This is a genomic window from Brevundimonas sp. NIBR10 (assembly GCF_027912515.1).
Classification (GTDB): Bacteria; Pseudomonadota; Alphaproteobacteria; order Caulobacterales; family Caulobacteraceae; genus Brevundimonas.
The window spans coordinates 2,606,028-2,615,698 of sequence record NZ_CP115464.1 but is presented as its reverse complement, the minus strand read 5'-3'; the positions used below and the strand labels follow the sequence as shown (position 1 = coordinate 2,615,698).

The following is a 9,671-nucleotide window of genomic DNA, read 5'->3' as shown; positions in this document are numbered from 1 at the left end:
GATCACCATTCACGCGGCTCTATCGAAGCCCCCCTGTGTGGGTCGCGTGGAGTGGCGGACGGCGGGTTGATCCCTGCCGTCCGTCGCGAACTCTTTCAGGAGAGCGGTTGCCGCCGCCGTCCTGTTCTCAGCGTGCGCCCTGAACTGCGCCGCGCTCTGCGGACCCTCGAACCGGGCCGCTATCCTCCATCGCGATGCAGCGATGGCGTTGTCGATTGCCAAACCGATCTTCTGACTGACCTCCATGTCCGGGCCCTCCAAGGCCTCCGTTTCCGACAGGTTCACTAATGGCCTGGTCGGAGACGCATTGCATGGTCGACGAATCCCAAGTTTTGCAGGCCCGCCTGCGACGCTTCCTGCGCCCCCGCGTCACGGCCAAGGCCCTGGCTCGTCAGATCGACTGCGATCCGAGGACGGCGCAGAATATCCTCGCTGGCCACTGGCCGTCCGCGCGGCACTGGCTGAACATCGTCCAGGCTTTCGGCAAGGACGTGACCGAGGCCGTGTTTCACCCCGACGACGCCGCCGCGCGCCTCGAACAGGAGGTACAAGCCCTTGAACGTCAACTCGCCGAAAAGCGGGCCCTGGCTGCGGAGGTGGCGCGCACTACGCCTCGCCCTTCGCGTGCTGTGGCTGCGTCTGACCACAGGCCCTCCCGTTGACCGGGGCCCTTGAGCCCCAGCTGTCGAACGAGACGCCGCCTGTGCTTCAGGCGGTGCACGCCCACTATGTCTGGGCCGCGCGCGCCGATGCGCAACGCGCCCAATCCCGACTCCGACAGGCCGAACGCCGGGCCGTCCTCGCGGGCATCCCCATGGATGCACTGCGGCACGCCATGGAGGTCATGGCCCTCGGACCCGAGAAGTTCGAGCGACGCCTGATCGATCGGCAACGCCTGCTGGCCAGCATTAAGTGCGGCGAGCAGATGGAAATGACCCTGGCGCTGGAGTCCACGACCGACGTCGGCGAGGACGAGCGCCAGAAGATCATCTTCAACAAGGGCTATGCGTGCGCCGTGCAGGGCTATCCCCGCAGCGGCTCCGGCTATGCCGACGGCGGCGACATCATGGTCTGGGAGGCCGGTTACGACGCCTTCCTGCGTGATCTGGCCGACTACGAACAATCCCAGAAGCGAGACGCCGCATGACCCTGATCTGCGCCTTCACCTACTACGGCAAGTCGGTGCCCAAGATGCGGGCCGGACGGAATGGGGTCCAGTCGTTCACCCCCAAGCGCAACGCCGCTTTCGAGGCCAAGATCAGGGCGATAGCCGCGGTCGAAATGGCGCGGTCGGGGATGCAGACCACGCCGGACGCGTGCGTCGCGACCATGGCCTTCGATCGCGAAATGCCGAAGTCGTGGAGCAAGGCGAAGAAGCTGGCCCTTCGCGGCGAGCCCATCGTCGGCCGGCCTGACATCGACAACCAGGTCAAGGCCATCCTCGACGCCCTGAACGAGATCGTCTGGGAAGACGATGCCCAGGTGTCCGACCTGCATACGAGCCGCCGCTGGGCAGAGACGGACAGCGTGCGCATCAGCATCAGCCTGGCCACGGGGCCGGGCGTCCTAGCCGAGGCCGCGTGATGAGCGGCCACAAGACCCTCGCCCCGGTCCCCGAGCGCGCGTGGGCCATGATGAAGACGGGCTTCACGCTGAAGACGGCGGCCGATCACTTCAAAATGGAGCCCGGCCGTCTGGAGATCATGATCTGGGATTGGCGCGCTTCGGTCACCGGCTCCAGCGTCGAGGCACGGGCCCGTCGAGAGCGCGACCGTCGCGAGGCCTATGACCGCCGGATGCTGGCCGGAACCGTGGCGCGGGTGGTGACGGCATGAACCAAGCCCCACGCGGCACAGTCGAGCGCACCTATGAGAACGCGGCAGGCCAGACGGTCGCCGTGATCCGCTGGACGCGCGGTGCCGGTCCTGCGTCCGCCGTCGGCCAGTTCCGCGTGGGCCAGGCTGTCACCACGCGCGGGCAGGAGGTCGTCGGCGCATGACCAGCCTCGCCATCATCGCAGCCCAGCCCATGCCCGAGGCTCTGGAGGCCGAGCACGCGCTGCTGGGCATCGTCCTGAACGACAACGGTGCCATCGCCCGCCTGGGTGAGGCCGTGACGGCTGACAGCTTCGGCGAGCCCTACCATGCGCGCCTGTGGGACATGATGGCCGGGCTTATAGAGCGGGGCCGCCTTGCCGATCCAGGCGCACTGAAGGCCCGACTGGCGGACGATCAGTCGTTCCATGACTACGGCGGCATCCGGTACATGGCCGACCTGATGTCGTCGGCACCGCCTGTCACGACGGCCGGTGAGTTTGCCCGCCGCGTGAACGACGCCGCACGCCGGCGCGAGATCATCCGCATCGCCGGGGAGGCCGCGAACAGCGCGCGAGATCCAGAGCGGGAGCCGTTCGAGCTGTTGACCGAGATCGAAGCGGCCATGTCGGCGCTCACGGTGTCGGCGGCACCGGACGGGCACACCCTGGTCGACGCCCGCGACGCTGCTGTCGAGCTGGTGCGCGAGCTGGACCACGAAGCCGAGACCGGCGTGTCACCGGGCCTGATGACCGGGCTGGACTGCATCGACCGGGCGCTGGGCGGCATCTTCCCGAACGAGTTGATCATCTTGGGCGGGCGTCCGTCCATGGGTAAGACCGCCCTCGCCCGCGCCATCGCCATGGCCGTGGCCCGGCGCTATCCCGATCGGCTGGTGCCGGTCTTCGCGCTGGAAATGGACCGGCGCCAGATCAGCCGCCGCAACCTGTCGGCCCTGTCTTTCGAGAATGGCCACGGAATCCCCTACCGCGACATGAAGCGCGGGCGCGACCTATCCGGCGAAGACCGTGCGCACCTGTCAGACATGGGCCAGCGTGTGCCCCGGAACCTGCTGCTGGATGACACCGCCGTCCTCACCCTCTCGCACGTTCAGCGCCGGCTGCTGTCCCTGTCCAAGCGCGGACCCATCGGCCTGGTCGTCATCGACTATCTCCAGATCATGGACATGCCCGGCCTGGGCTTCGGCGTGAACATGACCACGGCGCTGGGCCAGATCACCAAGGGGCTCAAGCAGCTGGCCAAGCAGCTGGGCTGCACGATCCTGTTGCTGTCTCAGCTGTCCCGCAAGGTCGAGGACCGCGACAACAAGCGGCCGGTGCTGTCAGACCTGCGCGAGTCCGGCTCGATCGAACAGGACGCATCGATCGTCCTCTTCACCTATCGCGAGGCCTACTACTTGGAGCGCGAGGGCCCGCGCAAAGGTCAGTCGCGCGAGGAGCATGACCTGCACCTGGCTGGTTGCGCTCGCACCATGGAGGTCATCTGCGGCAAGTCCCGCGAAGGGCCCGTCGGCACCACGCGCCAGACCTATTTCGCCGAGTGCGACGTCATCCAGAACGAGGACCGGCACCATGGGTAAGCGGTCATCCTTCGAGCGCCTGCCGCGCGATTTCTATCCGACGCCGGCCGAGGCGGTGAAGCCGTTGCTGGCCCACCTGCGCCCCGGAACCGTCTTCGCGGAGCCGTGCGCGGGCAACGGGGCCCTGGTCGACCACCTGACCGCCGCCGGACACGTCTGCGCCTGGGCGAGCGATCTGGAGCCACAACGGGCCGACATCCACGAGAACGACGCCCTGACCTGCGGGATCGGTGCGGCGGAATGCTACATCACGAACAGCCCATGGCGCCGGGACATCCTGCACCCGCTGATCGTCCACCTGTCCAATCTCGCGCCGACGTGGCTGCTGCTGGACGCCGACTGGATTCACACCCGACAGGCCGCGCCGTACCTCTCTCGCCTTCGCCGCATCGTGTCCGTCGGCCGGGTGAAGTGGATCCCGGACTCGCCCTTCACCGGCAAGGATAACTGCGCCTGGCACCTGTTCGACGTGCCGCGCGAGGGTGCCGCCGCATTTTATGGACGCGCCGCATGACCCAACCGCTGACCCCGCCAGACTGTGATCTGACCGACTTCGCGTCGATGTTCTTCGACGTGCGTCGCCTGCTGACGTCCGAGACCTGGATCGAAGCCGCTGAAACGCCGCGCTTGGGTCACGTGCTCATGAGCCTCTGGATGGAGTCGTGGCACCAGCGCCCGGCGGCGAGCCTACCGGACAATGACGCGGTGCTCGCGCGACTCGCGATGTGCGATCTAAAAACATGGCGGCGCCTCCGAAACGCAGCACTGGCGGGCTGGGTGCTCTGCGACGATGGCCGCTTGTATCACCCTGTCGTCGCCGAGAAGGCCCTGGAAGCATGGGAACGCAAGGTCTCCTACAGGGGCCGCACAGCATCTGCGAGAGCAGCGAAACAGGCTAAGAAAACCAGTCCGACAGGCTATGTGACAGACGATGTGACAGGCTCTGTGACAGTGGCTGAAACAGGGCCTTTGACAGGTCTAAAAGGGAGAGGGAGAGGGAGAATAGATTCCGTTTCTAACGAAACGGGCGCCGATGCGCCGATCGATCCGAACAAGCGAGCCTGGGATGATGCCCGAGCTGTCCTGACCGGACAGGGCGGCATGGCGAAGGGCCAAGCGGCGAGCCTCTTCGGAAAGCTGCTGAAGGACCACGGGCTTGAGGCGAAGGACATGCTGCCCTCGCTGGCCAAATGCATTGAGAACCAGACCCAGGATCCGGCCGCCTATCTGACCAAGGCCGCCTCCGCTCTGTCCGACCGCCGATCCGGCGGCGCTCCAGCACCACGACCAGCCGACGAGCCCGAGAGCGATGCGACATGGCGGCGACGTCTGGACGCGTTGAGGGGGCCGGATCGGGTCTGGATCGAATCCACATGGGGACCGGCACCTGGTCGCGATGGGTGTCGGGTGCCGGCCGATCTTTTGGAGGACGGAAAATGAAACTGTTCGGAACGTCGGTCCCCGCAACACCGGAGCCCCAGCCAAGCGGGTTCGACCACCTGCTGAACGTCCCACCGACCAGAACTTGCACCGTGATCCCGCCCGACGCCAAGTCCGGGCCGTGGGAGGACTATCACGAGTGGCACAAGACCGCTCCGGCACCCGTCAGGACGTGGGGTTGCGTGTCGTACCCAGAGCCGCCACTAGCTATGATCTGCCCGGAATGCAGCGCGCGACAGCCGGTCATTAGTGGCCGCCCATATGTTCTCGGCGTCGGCGCTGTCTGGCCATCATGCTCGTACTGTGGGCTGCAGATCATGCAGCACGGCACGCGCCTGTTCTGGTGGCGGTGATGACCGAGCCGCCCCGCTGCGAGACGTCCGGCAAGCTGATCCACGAGACGCCCGCCATCGCCAAGCGCGTGGCCAGGAACATGCGCCGGTTCGGAAAAGCGGTCGAAACGTACCGCTGCCCGTTCTGCAATCTGTGGCATGTCGGGCGTCAGAAGCACCTCGGGCGCAAGACGAAACGGCCCCGCCAGCATGAAGCCGACGGGGCCGATGATCCATGGGACGCGCTGTCAGGGTTTCGGCTGAACCGGTGAGGCCTTGGCCGCCGCAGCCCGCAACGTCTTCGCCATGGCCTTCGATTGGGCTGATCGGACCTCCATCAAGCCGGCGATTTCAGTCAGGACGCCGGGCGCGATCCGATATTCCTCCCCAGCATCCGCCGCGGCCTTGATCCGCTGAACGGTGCGGTTCTGGCCCCTCTCGTCGATCGGCCAGTTGAGCGCGCGGGCCATGTTCTGTTGCCAGTTGTCGCCGAAAAGCTGTTTTCCGGCCTGGGCGAATAGCTGGGCGTTGGTGGTGGTCATAGGTCCATTTCCGTCTGTGCCGGGTCCGGCTTTTCGACGGGCTCCAGCATGGTGAACAGGTCGGGCGCGCGACGGGCCGTGACGCCGAAGACGACCGCTTGCGCGGCCGCTCCGTCCCATAGCTCGACGTAATCCCATTTGTCAGGCTCGGAGGCCATGATCGCGCGGGTTTCGGCGGACAACGGGTGCCAGCCGCGCATTCTGGATTGCTTGCGCGCCATCACGCCGCCTCCCGCCAATCGCCCGGAAAGTCGGAACCGTACCGCGCGACCATATCGGCCTCGCTCGCCCGTTCCGCGTTGCCTGTCGCCCATGGATAGCAGGGCTTGCCTGCCAGCTCGCGACGGATGCGCTCCAGCAGCTGCGCAGACGTGACGGCGTGTTGATTGTCGGCCGAGTCCCATTCGGGAAAAGGCAGGTCGTCGAAATAGCCCGCATCGTGCGCAACGTCGGCCGCCTCGCATAGGGACATGCCGCCGGGCTGGATCAGCTGGCGACGGAATGGCCGGGCCTTGTGCCACAGGTGCGCATCCATGGCCTGCAGGTCGCCGCCGGTGTCATCGATCCCGCCACGCTTTGACAGGTATTCCAGCAGGGTGGCGGCCTTGGGCTCTGCGATGACGCGGACGGGCACAGCCTCGCCAAGCGTCGCCGCCATGGCCTTTGCAGCGTCGCGCCAGTCTGCCCGCTTGTGCGTCTCGCAGGCCTTGGCATAGGCGGTCAGGCTGGATCCGGTGGCGTGCATGGCCAGGGCGTGACAGGCCAGACGCCACCGCTTGCGGGCGCCCTCCTGACCTTGCCCGGCCATGGCGTCGCGGTAGAGTTTCAGGGCGGCTTGTTTCGTGGTCATGGTTCAGCCCTCGATGTCGCGCGTGGGAGCCATGAAGACATATCCGTCATCGAATCCGCCGTTGACGTAAACGGGCCCGGTGACGACGCGTCCGGTCTTCATGCAGATGGCGGCGAACGCGGCGGCGTGGTTGTCGCCGCTGTTCAGGGCGTGATCCCAATCCAGCGTGACGGACTTGCCCGTCACCGTGGTGGCTTTCACCCGCGATCCGCGATGATTGGTCGGGCCCATGAACTTGGTGCGGACATGGAATCCGAGGGTCATGTAATCGAGCTTGGTCATTGTCGGTCTCTCCGAATATCCGCCTCGGACCATTCCGTGGCGGCGAGCTGATCGCTCAATGTGAGGGCCGGTGAAGGCCCCCAGGTTGAGGGGTCAGGCGGTGAAGGGCGTGATCGAGGTGACTTCGCGGTCGTACTCATCCTCAAGGCTGCGCTCGAACAGGAAGTCCGCGGCGCCAGTGTCGAGAGCCTCGCGAGCCGCGTCCTCGCTTTCGGCCTCGACCGACCATTCCTCCTCCATGGTCACGCTCACGACGGTCTTGATCAGGTAGCGAGCCATGGTCTCAGTCCTCCAGTTGATCGGCGATGACGGTGACAACGAAGCCGCAAACCATGACGACGATGCCTGCGAGCGAGACGCCCGGATTGGCCGTCTGCGCACCGGCGGCGATGGCGAACACGCCCAGGCAGATCGTCAGGAATGAGGAAAAGGCAATAGCTGTTTTCATCTCGGTCTCTCCGTTCTCGACCTCGGCCCCTGCCGTGGTCAGTGACGTATCATTACGACAGCACCGGACGATCTGTCAACGGGGAAAATGAAGAAAGTGACGTAGGATCACGACAGGAGCCCAAAACCGGTCAATCCTGTATGTCGCGCAGTATCAGGTCCGGCCGCGCTGATAACGCTCGCCTTTTCGGCGGTGCATAGTCACACCCCGCCGAAATCGCGCAAACCCCTCGCGACCTCCTCGCGCGCACTCCCTCCCCAGACGCCAGACCCACACACCGCACCCGATGGCCGGAACACCCCTCAAGCGAGCCCGAGCCGCCGAACGCCAGGCCGACCAGCTGGCCACCTACGAGACCGTCAAGCGCGCCCCGCTCCCCGCTCCCCACACGACGCCCGCCGAATACGGCCCCGAGCGCATCCCCGAGCTGCTGGCCCTCGCCTCCGAAGGCTATGACCTCGCCGAGATCGCCGCTCACTGGTCCATCAGCGAAGACGAGGTGAAGGCATGGGGGAAGGCGTGTTCAGCGTTCCAGACCGCGCTCAGCCACGCACGTGCGCGCGAGAAGGCCTGGTGGTCCAGCCGGGCGCGGCTGGCGATCAGGGACGACAACAACCGGTTCCCTGCCGGTGCCTGGTCCCACGTGATGCGGGCGCGGTTCCCAGAGTACGACGACAAACAGGGCGTGACGGTCAACATCGACCTCGGATCACTGGTCGTGGTGCGGCTTGATGCACCCGAACCGCTTGGCGAGCGGGTGCCGCAACCTGCTAACCCATTGATCGAAGGCGAGTGCGTCAGACTGATGCCGAGTCCGACGGTTGAAGGGAGCCCTGAAACGGACCTCTCCGACGCGTCCGACGACGGCTCGCCCTCGGCATAGCAGGCCCCCAGGTGAGCGACCCCCGGCATGGGGGCAAAAACGCGCCGGCCCCGCACCCCACGGGCCTCCACCCACTGACCGCGACCCCCCTCCCCCGACAAGGCGGTCCAGATTTTTGGATACCCCCACCCCCGGTTTGTGGACGGGTGCATTCGCCGCCGTTCATGGGGTCGGCATGGTGGGCAGCATGAACAACGGCACCCCCATGGCGCGGATGGCGGCTCGGTCGCGGGCTGGGGTGGATCTGGTGCGGGTGGCGTATCTGGCGAAGCGGGGGCTTGAGCTGGATGTGGTGGCGGCGCAGGTGACGGCGGACGTGGCGGTCGAGGATGCGGCGGCTGCGCATGACGCGGCGGACGAGGCGCAGTTCGACATCGACGACACGCTGAATGGTGATCTGCCCTTCACGGCGCTGAACGTGGGCGGCACGGACGTGAAGCCGTTCCTGGACAAGACCGATGGCGAGAAGCTGACGGATTCGACGGCGCTGGATGCTGGCGTGGTTGTGACCGAGGCGCTGGAGGCGAACGCGGTCACTGCTCCGAGCGAGGATGCGACGGGTGGGACGGTGGACGGCAAGTTCACGACGCAGGTCGTGCTGGCGACGAAGGTGGTGGACTGCGAGGCGGGGGATTCGGTGATCTTGCTGGGCTCGTGCTCTGCCACGGCGAAGGGGAGCGGGACGCCGATCGGGTCTCAGGCGCAGTTTCCGCTGCTGCGGCTGTACCGTGGCGCGACCCTGCTCTCGACTGTCGTGCCGCTGAGCATCATCAACGGGGTGACGGTCTCGACGGCGCCGGGGATCAACAAGGTCGACACGCCGGGCGCTGGGTCGTTCACCTACACGCTGGTCTCGGAACTGACGAGCACGACCGACGTCGACTTCCTGACCTACCTGTCGCGCCAGCTGATCCCGCTGAGGCTCAAGCGGTAGCGGTGCATTCCGGGCGACCGGTGGCCGCGCGACGCTGGAGCCTCAAGATCAAGGACCACACCGATGGCGACGACCTACGACGGCGAAGAACGAGTCCTGCCGATGCGCATTGTTGGGTCAGAGGCGGTCCCGGGCTCGAACGCGACCTCCGCGACGGCCGTTCAGGGCGTGGACGGCGGGAAGGCTGTAAGCGTGGCCCGCACGGGCATCGTTCCGATCAAGAACGCGGCGGCCGACTTCAAGCTGGTCGCCAAGGGATCAGCGGGGAACCTGCATGGATTCAACCTCTGCAACGGCGCATCGGCGGGGTTCCTGTTCGTCTATGATGGCGTCGCCGCCCCTATCGACGGCGTTGGAAAGCAGCCGGTCCTCGTCCTGCCGGTCGCCGCCAATGCCGCGCTGTCGGCCGCATACGACCCGCCGCTGGCGTTCACAACCGGGATCACGCTGGTCTTCTCGACGACCGGTCCGTTTGAACAAACCGCCGCCAACACCGGCCTGATCACAGCTTGGGTCGCCTAACGGTGCATTCCGCCATGGCCATGG

Annotated in this window: 18 protein-coding genes; 12 read left to right on the top strand and 6 right to left on the bottom strand. The window is 66.3% G+C overall.

Translation table 11 applies throughout. From position 1 onward, the window contains the following. Positions 1–311: 311 nt before the first annotated feature. The 9 genes from O5K39_RS12885 (at position 312) to O5K39_RS12845 (ending at position 5,458) form a co-directional block, all read left to right on the top strand. A complete protein-coding gene (locus tag O5K39_RS12885) occupies positions 312–662 on the top strand; it encodes a hypothetical protein (protein WP_271144024.1) in 351 nt (116 codons plus the stop codon). Further along, positions 659–1,147: a hypothetical protein gene (locus O5K39_RS12880; RefSeq protein ID WP_271144023.1), complete on the top strand. Its 489-nt coding sequence runs from the start codon at positions 659–661 to the stop codon at positions 1,145–1,147. Before O5K39_RS12885 ends, O5K39_RS12880 begins: the two co-directional genes overlap by 4 nt. Further along, positions 1,144–1,584, top strand: a complete 441-nt coding sequence (locus O5K39_RS12875) for a RusA family crossover junction endodeoxyribonuclease (RefSeq protein WP_271144022.1) — start codon at positions 1,144–1,146, stop codon at positions 1,582–1,584. The genes O5K39_RS12880 and O5K39_RS12875 overlap by 4 nt, the downstream gene beginning before the upstream one ends. Continuing rightward, entirely contained in the window at positions 1,584–1,835 is a 252-nt protein-coding gene (locus O5K39_RS12870; RefSeq protein ID WP_271144021.1) for a hypothetical protein, read from the top strand. Before O5K39_RS12875 ends, O5K39_RS12870 begins: the two co-directional genes overlap by 1 nt. Beyond that, positions 1,832–1,999 carry a hypothetical protein gene (locus O5K39_RS12865; RefSeq protein ID WP_271144020.1) on the top strand — a complete coding sequence of 56 codons (168 nt, stop codon included), beginning with the start codon at positions 1,832–1,834 and terminating at the stop codon, positions 1,997–1,999. Before O5K39_RS12870 ends, O5K39_RS12865 begins: the two co-directional genes overlap by 4 nt. Then, positions 1,996–3,414 carry a DnaB-like helicase C-terminal domain-containing protein gene (locus O5K39_RS12860; protein WP_271144019.1) on the top strand — a complete coding sequence of 473 codons (1,419 nt, stop codon included), beginning with the start codon at positions 1,996–1,998 and terminating at the stop codon, positions 3,412–3,414. Before O5K39_RS12865 ends, O5K39_RS12860 begins: the two co-directional genes overlap by 4 nt. After that, positions 3,407–3,928 carry a hypothetical protein gene (locus O5K39_RS12855; protein WP_271144018.1) on the top strand — a complete coding sequence of 174 codons (522 nt, stop codon included), beginning with the start codon at positions 3,407–3,409 and terminating at the stop codon, positions 3,926–3,928. The genes O5K39_RS12860 and O5K39_RS12855 overlap by 8 nt, the downstream gene beginning before the upstream one ends. Then, positions 3,925–4,854, top strand: coding sequence for a DUF1376 domain-containing protein (locus tag O5K39_RS12850; RefSeq protein ID WP_271144017.1), 930 nt, complete (start codon positions 3,925–3,927; stop codon positions 4,852–4,854). Before O5K39_RS12855 ends, O5K39_RS12850 begins: the two co-directional genes overlap by 4 nt. Before the next feature lie 352 nt (positions 4,855–5,206). Then, on the top strand, positions 5,207–5,458 hold the full coding sequence (locus O5K39_RS12845) for a hypothetical protein (RefSeq protein ID WP_271144016.1): 252 nt from the start codon (positions 5,207–5,209) through the stop codon (positions 5,456–5,458). Here O5K39_RS12845 and O5K39_RS12840 read toward each other — a convergent pair. From O5K39_RS12840 to O5K39_RS12815, 6 genes are all read right to left on the bottom strand, one after another. Beyond that, complete coding sequence (locus O5K39_RS12840; protein WP_271144015.1) at positions 5,435–5,728, bottom strand: hypothetical protein; 294 nt, start codon at positions 5,726–5,728, stop codon at positions 5,435–5,437. The two genes, O5K39_RS12845 and O5K39_RS12840, sit on opposite strands and share 24 nt — an antisense overlap. Further along, entirely contained in the window at positions 5,725–5,949 is a 225-nt protein-coding gene (locus O5K39_RS12835) for a hypothetical protein (protein ID WP_271144014.1), read from the bottom strand. The genes O5K39_RS12840 and O5K39_RS12835 overlap by 4 nt, the downstream gene beginning before the upstream one ends. Then, entirely contained in the window at positions 5,949–6,578 is a 630-nt protein-coding gene (locus O5K39_RS12830) for a hypothetical protein (RefSeq protein ID WP_271144013.1), read from the bottom strand. Before O5K39_RS12830 ends, O5K39_RS12835 begins: the two co-directional genes overlap by 1 nt. Positions 6,579–6,581: 3 nt before the next feature. Continuing rightward, entirely contained in the window at positions 6,582–6,860 is a 279-nt protein-coding gene (locus tag O5K39_RS12825) for a hypothetical protein (RefSeq protein WP_271144012.1), read from the bottom strand. A 93-nt stretch (positions 6,861–6,953) separates the two neighbouring features. Beyond that, complete coding sequence (locus tag O5K39_RS12820) at positions 6,954–7,139, bottom strand: hypothetical protein (protein WP_271144011.1); 186 nt, start codon at positions 7,137–7,139, stop codon at positions 6,954–6,956. Positions 7,140–7,143: 4 nt separating this feature from the next. After that, positions 7,144–7,308: a hypothetical protein gene (locus O5K39_RS12815; RefSeq protein WP_271144010.1), complete on the bottom strand. Its 165-nt coding sequence runs from the start codon at positions 7,306–7,308 to the stop codon at positions 7,144–7,146. A gap of 286 nt (positions 7,309–7,594) precedes the next feature. Between O5K39_RS12815 and O5K39_RS12810 the strand changes: the two genes are divergently transcribed. The 3 genes from O5K39_RS12810 (at position 7,595) to O5K39_RS12800 (ending at position 9,647) form a co-directional block, all read left to right on the top strand. Continuing rightward, positions 7,595–8,191, top strand: coding sequence for a hypothetical protein (locus O5K39_RS12810; protein ID WP_271144009.1), 597 nt, complete (start codon positions 7,595–7,597; stop codon positions 8,189–8,191). 187 nt (positions 8,192–8,378) lie between these two features. Continuing rightward, the gene (locus O5K39_RS12805) at positions 8,379–9,125 is read left to right on the top strand and encodes a hypothetical protein (protein ID WP_271144008.1); all 747 of its coding nucleotides are present in this window, start codon (positions 8,379–8,381) and stop codon (positions 9,123–9,125) included. Positions 9,126–9,188: 63 nt separating this feature from the next. Further along, positions 9,189–9,647 (top strand): hypothetical protein, encoded by a 459-nt coding sequence (locus O5K39_RS12800; RefSeq protein ID WP_271144007.1) that lies wholly within the window; start codon positions 9,189–9,191, stop codon positions 9,645–9,647. The last annotated feature ends 24 nt before the right edge of the window (positions 9,648–9,671 follow it).